This window comes from Aquamicrobium ahrensii, assembly GCF_040545755.1.
GTDB classification, from domain to species: Bacteria; Pseudomonadota; Alphaproteobacteria; order Rhizobiales; family Rhizobiaceae; genus Mesorhizobium; species Mesorhizobium ahrensii.
In genome coordinates, this window is the sequence record NZ_JBEPMN010000009.1 from 104,462 (window position 1) to 121,254 (window position 16,793).

19 protein-coding genes and 2 pseudogenes are annotated in these 16,793 nt (G+C 60.9%); 14 read left to right on the top strand and 7 right to left on the bottom strand.

All coding sequences use genetic code 11. The features are described from left to right. Nucleotides 1-532: 532 nt before the first annotated feature. The 6 genes from ABID44_RS12785 (at nucleotide 533) to ABID44_RS12810 (ending at nucleotide 6,486) form a co-directional block, all read left to right on the top strand. On the top strand, nucleotides 533-1,807 hold the full coding sequence (locus ABID44_RS12785; protein WP_378226374.1) for an imelysin family protein: 1,275 nt from the start codon (nucleotides 533-535) through the stop codon (nucleotides 1,805-1,807). A 70-nt stretch (nucleotides 1,808-1,877) separates the two neighbouring features. Next, nucleotides 1,878-2,189: a (2Fe-2S)-binding protein gene (locus tag ABID44_RS12790; RefSeq protein ID WP_354152094.1), complete on the top strand. Its 312-nt coding sequence runs from the start codon at nucleotides 1,878-1,880 to the stop codon at nucleotides 2,187-2,189. After that, nucleotides 2,155-2,640 carry a bacterioferritin gene (bfr, locus tag ABID44_RS12795; RefSeq protein WP_035026342.1) on the top strand — a complete coding sequence of 162 codons (486 nt, stop codon included), beginning with the start codon at nucleotides 2,155-2,157 and terminating at the stop codon, nucleotides 2,638-2,640. Before ABID44_RS12790 ends, bfr begins: the two co-directional genes overlap by 35 nt. Nucleotides 2,641-2,651: 11 nt before the next feature. Beyond that, nucleotides 2,652-4,286: a di-heme oxidoreductase family protein gene (locus tag ABID44_RS12800; protein WP_354152095.1), complete on the top strand. Its 1,635-nt coding sequence runs from the start codon at nucleotides 2,652-2,654 to the stop codon at nucleotides 4,284-4,286. After that, nucleotides 4,287-5,357 carry an imelysin family protein gene (locus ABID44_RS12805; protein WP_354152096.1) on the top strand — a complete coding sequence of 357 codons (1,071 nt, stop codon included), beginning with the start codon at nucleotides 4,287-4,289 and terminating at the stop codon, nucleotides 5,355-5,357. It abuts the gene before it with no gap. A gap of 25 nt (nucleotides 5,358-5,382) precedes the next feature. Further along, a complete protein-coding gene (locus ABID44_RS12810) occupies nucleotides 5,383-6,486 on the top strand; it encodes a DUF1513 domain-containing protein (protein WP_354152097.1) in 1,104 nt (367 codons plus the stop codon). A 37-nt stretch (nucleotides 6,487-6,523) separates the two neighbouring features. Here the strand turns inward: ABID44_RS12810 and ABID44_RS12815 are convergent. Continuing rightward, nucleotides 6,524-7,426: pseudogene (locus ABID44_RS12815) on the bottom strand (YifB family Mg chelatase-like AAA ATPase); the annotation flags it as partial. 33 nt (nucleotides 7,427-7,459) lie between these two features. On the opposite strand from ABID44_RS12815, the gene ABID44_RS12820 reads away from it, so the two are divergent. The 7 genes from ABID44_RS12820 to ABID44_RS12850 all read left to right on the top strand — a co-directional run bounded on the left by ABID44_RS12820 (nucleotide 7,460) and on the right by ABID44_RS12850 (nucleotide 12,804). Then, a complete protein-coding gene (locus ABID44_RS12820) occupies nucleotides 7,460-9,046 on the top strand; it encodes a recombinase family protein (RefSeq protein WP_354152098.1) in 1,587 nt (528 codons plus the stop codon). Nucleotides 9,047-9,195: 149 nt separating this feature from the next. Continuing rightward, nucleotides 9,196-9,477, top strand: coding sequence for a hypothetical protein (locus ABID44_RS12825; protein WP_354152099.1), 282 nt, complete (start codon nucleotides 9,196-9,198; stop codon nucleotides 9,475-9,477). A 7-nt stretch (nucleotides 9,478-9,484) separates the two neighbouring features. Continuing rightward, nucleotides 9,485-9,694, top strand: coding sequence for a hypothetical protein (locus ABID44_RS12830; protein ID WP_354152100.1), 210 nt, complete (start codon nucleotides 9,485-9,487; stop codon nucleotides 9,692-9,694). Nucleotides 9,695-9,870: 176 nt separating this feature from the next. Beyond that, nucleotides 9,871-10,737, top strand: coding sequence for a ParB N-terminal domain-containing protein (locus tag ABID44_RS12835; RefSeq protein WP_354152101.1), 867 nt, complete (start codon nucleotides 9,871-9,873; stop codon nucleotides 10,735-10,737). A gap of 51 nt (nucleotides 10,738-10,788) precedes the next feature. Then, the gene (locus tag ABID44_RS12840; RefSeq protein WP_354152102.1) at nucleotides 10,789-11,415 is read left to right on the top strand and encodes a hypothetical protein; all 627 of its coding nucleotides are present in this window, start codon (nucleotides 10,789-10,791) and stop codon (nucleotides 11,413-11,415) included. Nucleotides 11,416-11,783: 368 nt separating this feature from the next. Beyond that, nucleotides 11,784-12,062 carry a Rha family transcriptional regulator gene (locus ABID44_RS12845; protein ID WP_354152103.1) on the top strand — a complete coding sequence of 93 codons (279 nt, stop codon included), beginning with the start codon at nucleotides 11,784-11,786 and terminating at the stop codon, nucleotides 12,060-12,062. 109 nt (nucleotides 12,063-12,171) lie between these two features. After that, on the top strand, nucleotides 12,172-12,804 hold the full coding sequence (locus tag ABID44_RS12850; RefSeq protein ID WP_354152104.1) for a recombinase family protein: 633 nt from the start codon (nucleotides 12,172-12,174) through the stop codon (nucleotides 12,802-12,804). Between the two features lie 23 nt (nucleotides 12,805-12,827). Here ABID44_RS12850 and ABID44_RS12855 read toward each other — a convergent pair whose 3' ends face one another. Both ABID44_RS12855 and ABID44_RS12860 read right to left on the bottom strand, forming a co-directional pair. After that, nucleotides 12,828-13,616 carry an HNH endonuclease gene (locus ABID44_RS12855; RefSeq protein WP_354152105.1) on the bottom strand — a complete coding sequence of 263 codons (789 nt, stop codon included), beginning with the start codon at nucleotides 13,614-13,616 and terminating at the stop codon, nucleotides 12,828-12,830. 124 nt (nucleotides 13,617-13,740) lie between these two features. Further along, a pseudogene (locus ABID44_RS12860) lies at nucleotides 13,741-14,181 on the bottom strand (magnesium chelatase domain-containing protein); the annotation flags it as partial. A gap of 160 nt (nucleotides 14,182-14,341) precedes the next feature. On the opposite strand from ABID44_RS12860, the gene ABID44_RS12865 reads away from it, so the two are divergent. Beyond that, nucleotides 14,342-15,616, top strand: coding sequence for a tyrosine-type recombinase/integrase (locus tag ABID44_RS12865; protein WP_035026333.1), 1,275 nt, complete (start codon nucleotides 14,342-14,344; stop codon nucleotides 15,614-15,616). Nucleotides 15,617-15,845: 229 nt separating this feature from the next. Here ABID44_RS12865 and ABID44_RS12870 read toward each other — a convergent pair whose 3' ends face one another. The 4 genes from ABID44_RS12870 to ABID44_RS12885 are packed head-to-tail and all read right to left on the bottom strand — an operon-like array spanning nucleotide 15,846 to nucleotide 16,715. Beyond that, the gene (locus ABID44_RS12870; protein WP_354152106.1) at nucleotides 15,846-16,049 is read right to left on the bottom strand and encodes a hypothetical protein; all 204 of its coding nucleotides are present in this window, start codon (nucleotides 16,047-16,049) and stop codon (nucleotides 15,846-15,848) included. Further along, on the bottom strand, nucleotides 16,049-16,267 hold the full coding sequence (locus ABID44_RS12875; RefSeq protein WP_354152107.1) for a hypothetical protein: 219 nt from the start codon (nucleotides 16,265-16,267) through the stop codon (nucleotides 16,049-16,051). Before ABID44_RS12875 ends, ABID44_RS12870 begins: the two co-directional genes overlap by 1 nt. Continuing rightward, complete coding sequence (locus tag ABID44_RS12880) at nucleotides 16,264-16,467, bottom strand: hypothetical protein (RefSeq protein ID WP_354152108.1); 204 nt, start codon at nucleotides 16,465-16,467, stop codon at nucleotides 16,264-16,266. Before ABID44_RS12880 ends, ABID44_RS12875 begins: the two co-directional genes overlap by 4 nt. Next, nucleotides 16,464-16,715 (bottom strand): hypothetical protein, encoded by a 252-nt coding sequence (locus ABID44_RS12885; protein ID WP_354152109.1) that lies wholly within the window; start codon nucleotides 16,713-16,715, stop codon nucleotides 16,464-16,466. Before ABID44_RS12885 ends, ABID44_RS12880 begins: the two co-directional genes overlap by 4 nt. Nucleotides 16,716-16,793: the final 78 nt, after the last annotated feature.

The following is a 16,793-nucleotide window of genomic DNA, read 5'->3' on the forward strand; positions in this document are numbered from 1 at the left end:
TCCAGCTTTCCGGGTTTGGGCGTTAGAGGCGAGATTGGCCAACAGATGGCGATTGTGAGGTCGCATACCAAGAGACGCCCGCCAGAGTGAGCGCCAACAAGGCGAAATCGGGGGTCGCACCGGCAAGCATGCGATGTCAATCGCTAATCGCAGCATGAGAGATCCCAAAACATGAGCTAATCAGTTTAGAATAATTCTAAACTATTGTTTTGATTGCTCTTTTTTAAGATTCCGATTGACTTTCGGCATTTGCAGCGCTTTATGAAAGAGCGTTTTTGCGCGTTCCTTTGATGTAAGGGCCTTTAACCCTTTCGATTGGAGGCTTCGATGTTGTTACGTGCCGGCAAGATCCGTCGTGGATTTGTCCTGCCCCGTCCGCGGCGAAACGCCGTGCCGAGCGCAACTTCATCTCCTTCCGTCGAAGCCGTCCGTTCTGCCGGTTCCGGTCGCCTCCCCGGCGCCGACAGACGGTCAGTCGAACTCTTTTGAGGAGATGAGAGCGATGATCAGAAGCTGGGTTTCGACCCGCTACATGGCCAGAATGGCGGCGATCGGGGCCACCGCGGCGTTGACGGCGGCCGTTTTCGTGCTGCCGGCCAAGGCGGAGACCGATGCGAAAGCTGTCGTCAGGACCTATGCCGACATCGCCCTCGCGAAATATGAGGATTCGCTGACAACCGCCAAGGCTCTGGATGTCGCCATCGACGCCCTGATCGCCAATCCTTCCGACGAGACGCTCGACGCCGCCAAGGCGGCCTGGAAGGCGTCACGCATTCCCTACCAGCAGACGGAAGTCTATCGCTTCGGCAACGCCGTTGTCGATGACTGGGAAGGCCGCGTGAACGCCTGGCCGCTGGATGAAGGCCTGATCGACTATGTCGACGCCGGCTATGGCGCCGAATCCGATGAAAACACCCTCTACACGGCCAATGTCATCGCCAACGCCAAAATCGAGATCGACGGTCAGGAGATCGACGCCTCCAGCCTGACGCCGGAATTCCTGTCCGGCACGCTTCAGGAGGCCGGCGACATCGAGGCCAACGTGGCCACCGGTTATCACGCCATCGAATTCCTTTTGTGGGGCCAGGACCTCAACGGCACCGGTCCGGGCGCCGGCGTGCGTCCCTTCACCGACTACGACAAGGCCAACTGCACCGGCGGCAATTGCGAGCGCCGCGCCGAATATCTGAAGTCGGCCTCCAGCCTGCTGGTCGCCGACCTGCAGGAAATGGTCGACAACTGGAAAGACGGCGGCGAGGCCCGCAAGGCGCTGGAAGACGGCGACGACAGGACCGGCCTCTCGACCATCCTCACCGGCATGGGTTCGCTTTCCTATGGTGAGCTTGCCGGCGAGCGCATGAAGCTCGGCCTTCTGCTGCATGACCCCGAAGAGGAGCATGACTGCTTCTCCGACAACACCCATATCTCGCATCTCTACGATGCGGTCGGTATCCGCGAAGCCTATCTGGGCAGCTACAAGCGTATCGACGGCTCGACCGTTGAAGGACCCTCCCTGGCCTCTCTGGTCAAGGAAAGCGATCCGGCGCTCGACACCGAACTGAGCGGCAAGCTGGACGCCACCGTCGCCCGGATGGAAGCCATCGCGGCGCGTGCGGAAGGCGGCGAAGCCTATGATCAGCAGATCGGCGAAGGCAACACGGAAGGCAACGCCACCGTGCAGGCCGCCATCGACGCGCTGGTCGACCAGACCAAATCGATCGAGCGCATTGTCGCCGCGCTGAAGCTCGACGCCATCGCCTTCGAAGGCTCGGACAGCCTCGACGCGCCGGACAAGGTTTTCGAGTAAGGAAACACCGCCCTCTTTCTTCCAGCGATGGCGGCGCTGAAGCGCGCCGCTCAGCCAGGCCGAAAACGACATGCTGATCTGCCACTGCAACATCATTACCGATAAGGAGATCGAAAGGGCGATCACCGATCTGCTGGATACCGATCCGTGGCAACTGATCGTTCCGGCGAAGGTCTATCACTATATGAAGAAGCGCGGTCGCTGTTGCGGCTGCTTCCCAAATGTGGTCGAAACGATCATTCGGGTAACCGAGGAATACCACGCACGCTCGGAGGCGGGCGGCGTGGATATCGTTTCACACTTGGATCGCGTGAGAGAATTGCGCGTCCAATACGGGAGCAGGACCCATGAAAGGCGACCCACAAATCATCGAGCGGCTTAACGAAGCCCTTTTTCTGGAGCTAGGCGCGGTCAACCAGTACTGGCTGCACTATCGTCTTCTGGAAGACTGGGGCTATCAGAAGCTGGCGAAAAAGGAACGCGAGGAATCCATCGAGGAGATGCATCACGCCGACAAGCTGGTGGCGCGCATCATCTTTCTGGAAGGCCATCCGAACCTGCAATCCGTAGCGCCTCTGCGCATCGGCCAGAACGTGAAGGAAGTGCTGGAATCGGATCTGGCGGGCGAATACGACGCGCGCACCTCCTACAAGCGGTCGCGCGAGATCTGCAACGAACTGGGCGACTACGTCACCATGAAGCTGTTTGAGGAACTGCTCGCTGACGAGGAAGGCCATATCGACTTCCTTGAAACGCAGCTTGATCTGCTGGCTTCGCTTGGTGAGGAGAAATACGGCCTTCTTAACGCCGCCCCGGCAAACGAGGCCGAATAGGACATGCGGGAATGCGGCGCATTGTAGATTTTCTGCGCCGCCGGCGGCAGGCCGGCACCAGCCTGCCGCATCACCTTACCCCGCAAATGTCCGGGCGAGATATCGTCTATGCGGCCGGGTGGCGGCATCCGGCACGTGAAGTGTTGTTTGTCGCCCTGTTTGCTTTCGCGGCGTCCGCCATGGCGCAGGACCTGCCGGGCATCCCCGCCATGCGCGACGACCTCACGCCGAAAGACCTCGACCGGGTCAGGGCGATAACCACGCCCACCAGCGATTTCTCCAGACCCGAGCAGTTCGAGCTGATGCAGGGGGGCGCAAGCACCACGAAAAAGCGCGTCAACGCCGATTCCTTCTCGCACTCCAGCGCCAACATCACCTTCGAGGAGGAAGGCGCCTTCAAGCTCGGCAACGCCATCTTCCGCAAGAACTGGGTGTCGTCGCCTTCCTCCACACAGGCGTCGGACGGCCTCGGGCCGCTGTTCAACGCCCGCGCCTGCCAGAGCTGCCACCTGAAGGACGGACGCGGCCATCCGCCCGAAGGCAGCGCCGACGCCACCTCCATGTTTCTGCGGCTGGCGCGCGAAGCCGAGACGGAGGAGGAAAAGCAAGCGGTTGCTTCACATCAGGCGCTCAACTTTCCCGACCCCGTCTACGGCACGCAGTTGCAGGATCTGGCCGTGCCGGGGCTGGTCAGCGAAGGGCGCATGCGCATCGACTATGAAGAAGTGCCGGTCACGTTCAACGACGGTGCGGTCGTTTCCCTGCGCAAGCCGGCCTATTCGATTGAGACTCTCGGCTACGGCCCGCTCGACAGGCGCACGACGCTGTCGCCGCGCATCGCCAATCCGATGATCGGCCTCGGGCTGGTCGAGCAGATCCATCCCGCCGACATCCTCGCCAACGCCGACCCGGACGACGCCGATGGCGACGGCATTTCCGGCAAGGCTTCAATCGTACGCGACACGCTGACCGGCGCACTGATGCTCGGCCGTTTCGGCTGGAAGGCGCAGTCGGCCACGATCCGCCAGCAGTCCTCGGACGCGCTGGCCGGCGACATTGGCATTTCCTCTCCGGAAGCGCCGCATCACTGGGGCGATTGCACGCAGGCCCAAAAAGCCTGCCTGGACATGCCGAACGGCGTTCAGCCGCGCCTGGGCGACACCGAAGCGCCCGAGCCGATCATGGATCTGGTGACGTTCTACTCGCAGCATCTGGCCGTGCCCGCGCGGCGCAACCTCGGCGAACCCGAGGTTCTGGCGGGCAAGCAGGTGTTCTACGGCATGGGCTGCACCTCTTGCCACACGCCCAAATTCGTCACCCGCCGCGATGCGCCGAACAAGGCGCACGCCTTCCAGCTCATCTGGCCCTATTCCGATTTCCTGCTGCACGACATGGGCGAAGGCCTTGCCGATGGCCAGCAGGTGGGTGTCGCCGACGGATATGAGTGGCGCACGCCGCCGCTGTGGGGCATCGGGCTTACGCAACGGGTCAACAATCACACATTTTTCCTGCATGATGGGCGCGCGCGCAACCTCACCGAAGCCATATTGTGGCATGGCGGCGAGGCGCAAGGCGCGCGCGACCGGTTCGTCGCTGCGAGCGCCGAAGAACGCGCCGCACTGATCAGGTTCCTGGAGTCGCTCTAGATGAAACGACTGGCGCTGGCTTTCACCCTATCCTTGCTTGTGCCGGCCGCAAGCCAGGCGGCCGTGCCGGCTTCCAGCGTGATCGGGCAGGCGATCGACGGCTTCATCCGCCCCGCCTATGGCGATCTCGCCGAGCGCGCCGCATCGCTCGAAAAATCGGTCGAAGCCCTCTGCAAGGCTCCTTCGCAGGCCGCCCTCGACGCCGCGCGCGACGGTTTCGCGCTGGCCGTGGAGGGCTGGTCGAAGGTGGAACTGATCACCTTCGGCCCGATCCGTGAAAACAACAGGCTGGAACGGATGCTGTTCTGGCCGGACCGCAAGGGCATCGGCCTCAGGCAGGTTCAGGCGGCCCTCGCCAACGAAGACCCCGACGCCGCCGACGCGGCGAAGATTGCCGGAAAGAGCGTGGCCATGCAGGGCTTCGGCGCGCTGGAATATGTGCTGTTCGGCACGGATTCGGAGAAGCTTGCGGAAAACGAGGGAACCTACCGCTGCACGTTAGGGGCGGTGGTGGCCGGCAATATCGCCGCCATCAGCGCCGACGTCCGCGACGCATGGAACGACACGAACGGGTTCGCCGCGATCTGGGCCAATCCCGGCCCCGATAATCTCACCTATCGCAACGGCTCTGAAGCCGTGACAGAACTGATGGGCGTGTTCATCAACGGGCTTGAAATGGTCCGCGACGTACGGCTCAGGGGCTTCCTCGGCTCGCGACCGGAAAAGGACAAGCCGAAGCAGGCGCTCTACTGGCGCTCGCAGGGCACGGCCGCATCGCTGGCCGCCGATCTCGAAGGGCTGGGCGGGCTGTTCCGGGCCTCGCAACTGGCCGACGCGCTGTCGCCCGAGGCGCGGTGGATTGCCGAATCCATCGAAATCCAGCTCGCCAATGGTGCGGAAGCCGTCCGGTCCCTGGATGGGCCGGTCGAAGAGGTTCTCACAGATTCGGCACGGCGCGAAAGGCTCGATTATTTCGGCACCGTCACCTCCAGCCTGTCCAACCTGTTCGGTGTGCGGCTGAGCGGGGAATTCGGGCTGACCGCCGGTTTCTCGTCGCTCGACGGGGACTGACGGCCAAAACGGGAAAGGCATCGCAATGCGCACGCCACTGATCGACCGCCGGGATTTCCTGCGCGCAGCAGGCGTCGGTTTCGCCGCAGCGATGACCCCTTCCGCCTGGGCGGGCATTCTGGCTGCGGACGCCGTGTTCGCCACCGCCTTCGTGCGCCGCAACGGCAGCTACGGCGCGGCGGTGCTTTCCGAAGACGGCAAAATATTGCACATGGTCGACCTGCCGGATCGCGGCCATGACGTGACCTTCGATCCGGTTTCCGGGCGTTCGGTCGTATTTGCCCGCCAGCCCGGCACCTTCGCCATGGTGTTCGACCACAAGGGTCGCGAGGAACCGCTAACCATCGCCAGCCTCCCCGACCGCCACTTCTTCGGCCATGGCGTGTTCTCGAAGGACGGCGCGCTGCTCTACGCAACCGAGAACGATTTCGACAATGCCGAGGGCATGGTCGGCGTCTATGACGCCCGTTCCGGCTTTCAGCGCATCGGCGAGTTTCCGACCTATGGCGTCGGCCCCCACGAACTTCTCCTGCTCGGCGACGGCCGCACGCTGGCCATCGCCAATGGCGGCATCGAGACCCATCCGGACTTCGGCCGGGCCGAACTCAATATCGCCAGCATGGAACCCTCCTATGTGCTGGTCGATCGCGTCAGCGGCGCGTTGCTCGAAAAGCACGAACTGCCGGCCGACCTGCACAAGCTGTCGATCCGGCACATGGACAATGACGCCGATGGCAACGTCTGGTTCGGCTGCCAGTATCGCGGCGCGGCGACGGACCTGCCACCGCTGGTCGGCAAGGCCACGCGCGACAAGGGCATTTCGCTGGTCGACATGCCGCAGGACGTTCTGGCCAGCCTGCGCAACTATGTCGGCTCGGTGGCGGCAAATCCGGCTACCGGCACGGTGGCCGTCACCTCGCCGCAAGGCAACTCGCTGGCCGTGATCGAGGCCGCGAGCGGCAGGGTTCTTTCACGGCGGGACATGACCGAAGTGTGCGGCGTCGCGCCCGACGGCAAGGGCTTTCTGGCGACGACCGGCGGCGGCGCCATCATCGGCCCGGACGGCAAATCGCTGAACGATCCCGATCATGTCTGGGATAACCATATGCTGCGCATCGAAGACGCATGAACGCAAACAATCGGCGATGGACCGGCGTTTCCTGCGTTCACGCGGCGTTCGCCATGCGCTGGCTGTCCATACGGTAGGAAATCGCCTCGGCCAGATGGATGCGCGACACGGTTTCGCTGCCATCGAGATCGGCCAGCGTGCGCGCCACCTTCAACACGCGGTGATAGGCGCGGCCGGAAAAGCCCAGCTTCTCGCTGGCGTCCTGCAAGAGGGCCAGCCCCGCCTGGTCGGGCGCGGCGACCGTTTCGATCAGGGACGGCGGGCACTGCGCATTGGTGAGCACGCCATCGGAACCGGCCAGCTCAAACCGTTCCCGCTGAATCTCACGCGCCCGCGCCACGCGAACCGCGACCGAGGCGCTGGTTTCCGCTTTGCCCGGCCGGATCAGATCGGTGGCCGAAACCGCCGGCGCCTCGATCCTGAGATCGATGCGATCCAGCAGCGGCCCGGAAATACGCGCCTGATATTCGGTGCGGCAGCGCTCGCCGCGCGCGCAGCGAAATCCGGGCTCACCGGCCATGCCGCAGCGGCACGGGTTCATGGCCGCGACCAACTGGATGCGCGCCGGATAGCTGACGCGATGATTGGCGCGTGCGATCATGCAGGAGCCCGTTTCCAGCGGCTGACGCAAAGCGTCCAGCGTCTGTGGCGAGAACTCGGGAAACTCGTCGAGGAACAGCACGCCATGATGGGCAAGCGAGATTTCGCCGGGCCGGGCCCGCAACCCGCCGCCGACCAGAGCCGCCATCGAGGCGGAGTGATGCGGTGCGCGGAACGGGCGCCGGTCTGTCAGACGCCCCTCGGCCAGTTCGCCGGCGACGGACGCGATCATGGACACTTCGAGCAGTTCGCGCGGCGACAGCGGCGGCAGGATGGAGGGCAGGCGCTGCGCGAGCATCGACTTGCCTGAACCGGGCGGGCCGATCATCAGCATGATATGGACAAAGGACCACCGCAGAGTTAGCTAGGCACTATGTCCGGTCAGCGTATCAAGAAACCGAAGGCATATTCATACATCCGGTTCTCGACCCCGGAACAGATGCGGGGCGACAGTTTGCGGCGTCAGACGGAAGCAGCAGAGCGCTTTGCTGCCCTCCATGGGTTGGAGCTAGATGACAAGCTGACATTCCAAGACCTTGGCGTTTCCGCTTTCCGGGGGCGCAACAGGGCGGAAGGGATGCTAGGCGAATTTTTGGCTTTGGTCAGGTCAGGTGACATAGCCGAAGGGTCCTACCTTCTAGTCGAGAACCTTGATCGTGTTTCGCGAGAGAACGCACTCGATGCACTGGATGCCCTTAGAGACATCGCGAAAGAGGGAATTACGGTCGTAACTCTCAACGATGGGCGGACGTACACCCATGAGAGCCTACGGCAAAACCCCCTCGACCTCATGGTGGCCGTGATGGTGTTCATGAGGGCCAACGAGGAAAGCGCCACAAAAGCTAAACGCCTCCGGGAGGCATGGGGAGCTAAGCGCGCGAAGGCCGAAAAGCAACCCCTTACCAAGCTAAGTCCCGCATGGGTCCGCCTTCGGGATGACCGCAGCGGGTTCGATCTGATACCTGAGCGCGCAACGATAGTCCGGCGCATATTCCAGATGACCCTTGCCGGAACTGGGCAACATGCCATCGCCGAGACGCTGAACCGAGAAGGGGTCCCAGTCTTCGGTCGGGGCAAACTATGGCACCGTTCCTATATCAAGAAGATACTGGAAAACCCCGCCGTCATCGGCCAGTTCACGCCCCACCGCTTGGAAGTCATCAACGGCAAGCGAATGCGTATTCCTCTCGAACCGGTAGAAGACTACTTCCCTCAGGTTATCAGTCTTGAAGTCTTTGAACAGGTCTCATCCCTCGCAAGTGGGCGCGCTGCGCCGTCGAAGACCGAGGGGGCGATGGCTAACATACTGGCAGGGCTTGCGAAGTGTCCGAGGTGTGGTTCCACCATGACGCGCGTCAACAAAGGCGGGAAGAAGGGCGGCCACCCCTATCTCATTTGCACAAGGGCCAAAGCAGGCGCGGGCTGCGCATACCGTAAGGTCCGCCTAGACTACGTAACACAGGCGATCATTGATAATGCGGGTTATCTCATTGGGGAACTTCCCTCCCCCGAGGCAGACCTGCAAGCACAATGGGACCAGCTATCTCTAGCCCATGACGTGATGGGCGATGAGATCGAGCGGGTCGTTCAGGCCATAGCAGAGGCCGGACACTCGCCTGCGCTGCTCAACCGCCTACGGGCAACAGAGGTCGAGCGTGATCGGATAGCCAACGAACTATCCTCCGTTGCAACAAGAATGGCCGACACACTCACAAACCGCATCGCCAATACGGGCACCGCTCTGTTGGACGCCGTTGGCGAGCAGCCACACGATATTCCGAAGGTCAATGCGGTTCTCCGTCAGCTATTCGGGAAAGTCGTGGTGGACTATCGGAGCGGAAGCCTTGTCTTCCACTGGAAGCACGCTCCCGATGCAGCCACGAGCATTGTCTATGGATGGCCCATGGAAACGGGCGACGATGACGGGACAATCCTAGCGGCATCTTCGCCCCCCTCGTAGCTCCTTAGTGGACGCATTGGACAGAACCATCCGGCTCCCTCTATCGGGCTGGTGCTTCTAGCAATCCCTATGCGTCCCCTTGGGGCTTCCCCATGCCGCCTATGGCGGGCGGCACATCATCATCACAACGAACACAACGGAGGTATCCAATGCGTGATGTTCATTATCATTCTCTTCCTTCGGTCATGGTCAAGGCGGCGGACCTTGGCCGCAACATTCGGGGCGCTATGGCGGACACTGTAGGACGCCACGTCGATTTCTTTCATGACGGATGGAAGCCAAGGGGTCTGTTCCTGCGCCTGCCGTTCACCAGTATCAGCATGTGGCTGGAATGGTCGCCAGTCTCGGTCGGATGGGGATATGCAGCCAATCCCCCAAGGGACCGGGAGGTTTATCTTGGGCGCGTCAGGGGTGTGGTTTCGGTCGGGTGAGGGAGCAATGAAAACAGCCTACGCTCTAATAATATTAGCGTTCTCTGAATATTTAGACCCATCCCTCCCTATGGCATCTTTTGAGACTAGGGAGGACTGTGAGGCGGTGGGGGTTGAGCATGTAAAAGACCTTGCCGAGATGGTTCGGGAAAAGAGTGGTGGCGACATCGGGTCAGTATGGTTCCACTGTCAAGAGGTTCGGGGCATGGGGCTTTAACAGGTGGGTTAGGCGGTCCAGCGGTTAATTACCCCGCACAATAGGAGAGGGTCTGTCGCCCACTAGCGCGGCAATTATCACCCACACTAGGAGACATACGCGCCCTCGGCTCGCCGGTCGGGGGCGTTCTTCGTTGTAAGCGCGACCATGCGCAATCGACAACCGATAGGACCACCATGCTCAACGATACGATTGAACAGAACCGCCTGACCTGCTCCCTTGGTGACACCAGTGACGGGCAGGAGACGGAGGACACGCTGGCCGCTGAAATGCGTCGCCTTGAAGCGTTACCCACAGACACCAGCCCGATGCCCGACCGCATGAGAGCTTCGGACCTTATTGAAACTGAACTGTTTCAGGTGCGGGCCGGTATCTTCACCGCCCACGTTGAAAGCCTCTGCCGTGCCCTTGTGCATGAAGGCGATCTTCAGCCCCTGCTCATCCTGCGACGCGGCGGGCAGGCATTCCTGATCGATGGGTGGCACCGCAAGCGGGCCTATGAACAGGCAAGGCGTGGCGACAGCGTTCCAGTGATCGAGTTTCAGGGGACGCCACAGGAGGCGCTTCTGGAAGGCCAGCGTGTCAACAAACTCCACACCCTTGCCATGACCAAGGACGAGCGGATGGACTGCGCATGGAAGCTGGTCAAGCTGGATGCGTCAGGGGCGTGTCGTTACACGCTCAAGCAGATCGCAGCGGCGGGCGTCAGCGAGAGGCAGGTGACGTTCATGCGACGAGTCCTGAGAGAGCTTAAGGACGGTTTTGAGCATGCCCGATGGAAGACTGCACAACGCGCCCATAGCAACGTAGCGGGCCGAGAATACACCGACGATGAGATTGAAGATATGATGGAAGCGGAAGCAACAGCGCTCGCTGACAGGATGGTTCGGGTCTTCGGGACGAGATACGCTGACCGACCCGAAGTCCTCGCAAGGGCAATCGAACAGTATGCAGGCCGCAGGACGCCTGAGGTTTGCCGTATCCTGACAGAACGAAACCGCGCAGACGATTGGGATGAACACGACGAGTTCCCCGATTTCTAGGCGCTGACATAGCAAACGTTAGGGGTGGCAAATTGCCACTTTAGGAGGGCCATGGAGTCGCGCTTCATGCCTGCCGAGGTTTCCCCTTTGGCGTTGCGTGAAGCCGCCCCACGGACCGTTTACGGCTATCCCGCGCAGCCATGCGCAATCAACAACCGATACGGGACTAACATGAGAATTTATCGAATCGAACACTCTACCGGGTGGGGACCGGAAGCATCCGGCACCTTGGCCGCCCACGTCCTCGCCGCGGGGGCAGCAATAGCGGAAGGCTCCGAGCCGCCCCCGGCCAACGATGAAGAGCATATCCTTGATGCCGAGGCGCGGGACCGCCGCCTTGTCTTCCCGTCCACCATGATGCACTATCAGTCGTTCGGGTGCAAAAGCCTCGCGACACTCCGGCGATGGTTCCCGTCACCAGCCGGGACCAAGGCGCTGGAAGAGCTTGACGCTACGTTGTGCGCGTTCGAGGCGAGGGATGAAGACGTGATCGCCGCACCTTCGCAAGTTCTCTTCAACCGCCTCACCGCAACCTTTCTCTGGAACGTCCCCGCGAGCATGTTGCACACGCTTACGGATGAGGAAGCGGTGAGGATGCCGAGAAAGGACCGGATATTCCTTGAACCAAACATCCAGCTTAGCGCGCCCATTGTCCCAATCCCAGCGGCAGCGGCATAGCAACCGTGGGTGACCGTGGAGAGGCGTTGTAGGGTCTCTAAGGGTTTTCCTATGGACGCCGCATAAAGCTACTCTACGGTCGCCACAGGCGCGGGAAACGAACATCCTATGCGAGATGGAGCCGGTTTGTTTTGGGGCGAAAATTTGAGCCGGTAATCCAATTATAATCCAATGGCCGTCCCCCCCTTCGCCCGTCATTTTCTGGCATTTTCCTGTGGCGATGTTGTCGGGAGAACATGCCCCCATCCCCTCGGCCAAACGCCACGGTAAAATCCTGCCGGGGAATTTCGTCCTTCCCGATCGCGGTGACGATAGGGCGTTGCGGAGGGGGGTAGCTGGACGGGAGGCAGACCACCACCAACCCCATCGTGACCATCAAGGACGGCAAGGTGTTCGCCAACAGCCGGGACGTGGCCGACTTCTTCGGGAAGCTGCACAAGGACGTGCTGCGGGCCATCGACAGGCTGGAGTGCAGTACCACTTTTTACGAGCGCAATTTTGCGCCCATGTTCGTAGAGGTAAAAATTGGGAATGGCGCTCGCCGCAAGGCCCGCGCCTTCGACATGACCCGATACGGCTTCACCCTGCTCGCCATGGGCTTCACCGGAAAGCGGGCGCTGGAGTTCAATCTGTCCGCTGAGGTATAGGCTAACGGTCGGGCCGGTGCCAAGCACGAACCCTGTCCGTACGGGTTGACATCGTTCAACGGACACGTTTTTGTACGTACAGTATCCGTACGTACATGGAGGCATCCTCATGGCTACCATTCTCTATGCCCGCGTCTCGACCGCTGACCAGACCCTCGACCATCAGCACACCCAAGCTGAACAGGCAGGGTTCGCGATTGATACGGTTATTGCCGATCATGGCGTTTCCGGCGTCTCGACAACCCTCCGGGAGAGGCCGGAAGGCCGGAGGCTGTTCGACATGCTGCGCAAGGGCGACACACTGGTCGTCCGGTGGGTAGACCGGCTGGGCCGCAACTATCAGGACGTGACAGACACCATCCGGGAGTTCATGCGCAGAGGCGTTATCATCAGGACCGTCATCAACAACATGACCTTTGACGGAGCGACTACAGACCCGGTGCAGATGGCCGTGCGGGATGCCCTCATCGCATTCATGGCAGCGACCGCACAGGCGCAGTACGAAGCAACCAAAGCCAGCCAGAGGGCGGGCATCGAAGCTGCCAAGGCAGAAGGCAAGTCGTACCTTGGCAGGAAGCCAAGCTATGACCGGGCGACGCTGGAGACGGTGAAGAACATGCTGGCGATGGGCACGGCTGGGACGAGCGAGATTGCCAAGGCTACCGGACTGACCCGGCAGACCGTCTTGAGGATCAAGGCAGACCCTGCCAAGGCAGAGGCGGTTCTAGCTGCATGGGAGTGAGCCGGGGCGTCTATTAGTTTTCGTCATCCTTGCTCTGCACGAAGCAAGCGTTCATCTAGCTCACTCTGCGACTGGACTTCCGAGGGATGAGAGCCAACCCTTCGTAGGAAGGTCCGTGCTTCAGATATCCCAACCCAACGGGCTTCCAATGCGATGAGCCGGTGAATGGCGCGATGGCAACAGGCGCAGAGCAACGCCATGTCGGAAAGCCTTGTTGGCCGAACCTCCGCCTCTGCCAATGGGACGACGTGGTGCGCCTCAAACAAGGACTCCTCAAGATCAGGAGGCAGGTCAGGGCGGGTGAGATCGCAAATATCACACGTCAGCCCTGACGAACGACGCTTGGCCAGTAGCTTTCGGCGTAGCTGCGGCTTGCGCTCGCGCGAACGATGGAGCCGAAACAACAGCCTTCCCTCATAGAATTCCTCGTCGTCAGAACTCTCGTCGTCCTCCATCCCCTCTGTGGTGATGGCGCTCCGGATGCGCCCAGCAAGCTCCCGCACTTGTTCGGGGGCATTTCCGAACTCGGCCCATATCGCCCGATCTAGGGCTGATACATTGCTGAGTCCCTTGCCAGTAGCCACGCTGCGAAGGTTCTGCAGTTTAAATGCCACGCCGTAAGGATTTCTAAACGTGGGATTGCGCGCCGCGGCTGCATGGTAGGGCAACGACCGCAGGAGATCGGAAAGGGCGATCACGCGCGCATCATTAGGACCGGGAAGACTACCCCCGAGCTGGTTGTAGAGATCGAGTGCGAGAATAATTTCGTCGCGGTTCCAGTTCGGGTTTCCATGCCCGCGCGTGACTGCCATTCAGTCCCCCCTATACGGTTCTCCTGACGCTGGAACCATAGGTCATTTTCCCAAGTCCGGCAGCAATGAAATAGGGCTAGGCGGCACGCGCACGAAAACCGGATGCACGGGGGTCTTTTGTTTTCACTAGGAACAGATTGTGGCCGCCCGCCGCCGCCACTTCCAGCGCACGCCGCGCACTCTCCTGCCCCTTGATGTCGGAAAGGTCCGGCAGATCCGCTCCACCCGACCGTACGCCGGGCTCGGGCCGCGAGAGCACCTGCACGCCGCGAAAATGGTTGGCGAGCGCGATAAGGCTGCGCGGCGCGAGAATATCGATCTCGCTGCCGGCCCATGCCGCTTCCGGTCCGCAATCATGCGGGCAGATCAGGCCGCGGCCATCCCCATTGGCGGCAATCGCCGCCGGCAGCGCCCCGGCCACGGAGGCGATCGTGCCGTCGAGCGACAATTCGCCCAGCACCACATAGGCCGAAAGCGCGTCGCCGGGGATGACGCCTATCGCCGCCATGAGGCCGAGCGCGATGGGAAGATCGTAGTGGCTGCCTTCCTTGGGAGTCGACAAAGGCTTCCGCTCGATTCACACAAACTCCCGGAAATTCCCGTTTGATATTAATTTCAAAAACTTAACCTACGTCATATTACCTGATACTAATTGACATTCCCCCTTGTTTCCGATGTCGTGGTGAGTATATGGTGAGTGAAAAACCATAGGCAGCCATAATCAATTGCCCAAACTCACCAAGGCCATAATCGACCGCGCCGAGCCGCGGGAAAAGCAGTACACGATCTGGTGCTCCGAGCTGAAAGGCTTCGGGGCCTATGTTCATCCGAGCGGTCGTCGTACCTATTTTATCGACTATCGGACCGGCGACGGAACGCGGCGACGCATGACCATCGGGCGGCATGGTGCCCTGACCACAGAACAGGCGCGTAAGCTCGCAATCGAAACAATGGGAGGGGTGGTTCTCAGAAAGGCCGACCCGCTGGGTGAGCGGAGGTCACGGCGGTCATCGATCACGTTGAGTGACCTGTGCGACCAATATCTCAAGGTTGTCGAGAGCGGCATGATTGTCGGTCGCAGTCGACGGCCGAAAAAGGCCTCGACCATCGAGATAGACCGTGGCCGCATCGAACGGCATATCAAGCCGTTACTCGGTGCGAAGCGCGTCATCGATCTCACCCGTGCTGACGTGGTGAAATTCATTCGTGACGTGACCGCCGGAAGGACAGCCGTTCATAACCGAAGGGGGAAGAATGGCGCTCGCATTCTGGTTACCGGTGGACCGGGGACGGCCGCGCGCACGGCCGGCCTTCTTGGAGCAATTCTGACCTACGCCGTTGGTGAGGGCATTATCGAACACAATCCTGCCGCCAGCGTTCCAAAACCTGCCGACAATGTGCGCACCCGACGCCTCAGTGCTGACGAGTACCGTGCCGTAGGGAAGGTTTTATCTGATGCAAGCGCCGAACTCGGGACACCGCAAGCGCTCACCGGCGCGTGGCTGCTGGCCCTGACCGGTTGTCGGCTGGGTGAAATCGTCAATCTGACCTGGGATGAGGTAGATGAGGCGTCCAATTGCTTCCGGTTGAAGGACAGCAAGACCGGTCCTTCGGTACGGCCTATCGGCAAGGAGGCTTTTGACGTCCTTGCCGATGCCTTGAGAGTAGACGGAAACCCTTACGTGCTCCCGGGCCTTCGCAAGGAAGGGAGTTACAATGGCCTGTCGGGCGCATGGCTGCGTTTTATGAGACAGGCGCAGTTGGCGGGAGTAACCCCACACACCATGCGTCACTCCTACGCTTCGATTGCAGGCGATATCGGCATGTCTGACAGCACCATCTCATCCCTGCTTGGCCACTCCAGCGCGACCGTCACGAGCAAGTATGTCCATCGTCTCGACAGCGTGTTGGTCGCCTCTGCCAACAAGGTTTGCCGCGAAATCTTCCGACAGATGACCGGCAAAGGCGGCAACGTGATCGACATGCCGCGACGCGCCTAGTCGCGGCACCTCTCCGCAGTTGAACGCACCGGGGCGGAAAGCCGCTCTTCAGCCCAGGCGTCCAGGTCTTCAAGGCGATAGAGCGGGATACGCCCGTGGTATTGCATAACCGGCCCTCCCCCAATGGAGGCGAGATTGTTCAGGGTGGACAAAGCAATCTCGATCCCATGCTTCTCGGCCAGATATGCAGGGACTTCTTTACGTCGGAGACGTGGTTTCTGTATCGCGCTCATCGCCCTGCCCTCGCGCTGATCCAGATCCACAACAGGCAGATCGACAGCCCGACGAGCGAGCCGAGCAACATCAACTCTGCCGGTCGGAAGCCTGCGCGGCGCGGCCGCTCCGCAGGCATGATGTAGCCCATCAGGTCAAGCAGAAGGTGAATGACCTTGCTGATTGCAATGATGGCGTAGAGACGCAGCAGGAGGGTCATTAGCGCGCCTCCCAATGCTCAGGGTCTTCGATCGCCATGACGGATAATTCGCGCGATAGATCGCGAGCGGCGTCGATCAGATTGTCAACGACGAAATCACGTTCGCCAGTCGGTTCGGTGTCGGTGATCCTGTCGAAAAGCACCTCCACCATGGATTGAAGGATGCAAGCCTTGCGATAAAGCGCATCGAAATAATCGCGAGTAGAACCCTTGCTCATTGTAGGTCCTCCGCCCGATCCGTTTTCTTGATCAGATCACGAGCCATGTTGCGACCGATAAGCAGCAGGCTGTCCATGTGGAAATCAGAGCCACGCTTGTCCGGCATACCATCCGTCCAGCGGTCGTAGATCACATCAATCAGGTGGGAGAGATAGACAATGTCGGCGTCGAGGTCGTCGCGGGTGTAGGGTGCGCTCATTCCACACCCCCAGTCTTAGGTTCGAGCTTCACCAGCGCTTCATGAAGGTCGTTGGCAATGTTCTCGGCCAATTCCAGAGTGAAGCCGAGGCTGGCCGTCACACTGTCGCGATACGGGCCGTCTCCAACGTTTTCGAGGGATGCTGCCGCCTGCTGACACACAGTAAGCAGGCTTTGAAGCTGAAGCCCACGATTGAGAATGATAGGCTCACCAGAGCGGTTCACTTCTGAAAAGACATCAGCGCTCATTTCGCACCGCCTTTCACCATATCGCTCTTGCGGATTTCATCCCACTTGGCGTCAAGCATCTGGATAAGCTTGTGCGCG